At 58.9% G+C, this 516-nt stretch carries 1 pseudogene; it reads left to right on the top strand.

Features of this window, described 5'->3' with window-relative positions:
* Positions 1–369, top strand: a pseudogene (locus F8N96_RS34905) (hypothetical protein); the annotation flags it as partial.
* Between the last annotated feature and the right edge of the window lie 147 nt (positions 370–516).

Raw genomic sequence — 516 nt, 5'->3', positions numbered from 1 at the left:
GAACAACTGCGGATGCTTGCCGAGGATTACCTCAGTAATGGTTTCGGATTGACCGAAACGCAGTTGGCGTGCCTGCTGTTTGCGCCGTTCATCGACAACGGCAAAGGTCTCGAACGCTTCCTGCGCAACTGTCATCCCGGCATGCTGGTCGCCATGCCGGACCTGCACCGCGCCATGCAGGGTCTGCACGCACCTGAGCAGGTGATGAAGTGGCTGACGGAAGTCAGCGGCTTGCCAGTCAGGCTGTTGAACCGCCTGTATGCAATGGGCCCTGTGCAGATTGAGGCACCTGCGCAAGTCTCCTCGGAGAGGTCGGGTTCGGACGAGGCGCGTTCGGCTGCGCCGTTCGAGCGGTCGACGGAACGCTGACGGTGAGCCAGAGCCCGGATTGTGAACCAATATCTACGGAATTGAGGATGTGAAGGGCGCGCGGGACAACGACTTTGTTTATCAGGCAGTTTATCGATATCTGACAACGCTGATTGATGCTGCCGGATGTGGTGGGGCGGTACGCAT

Source organism: Pseudomonas fluorescens (assembly GCF_902497855.1).
GTDB lineage: Bacteria > Pseudomonadota > Gammaproteobacteria > Pseudomonadales > Pseudomonadaceae > Aquipseudomonas > Aquipseudomonas fluorescens_BI.
This window is presented reverse-complemented; position numbering and strand designations above follow the sequence as displayed.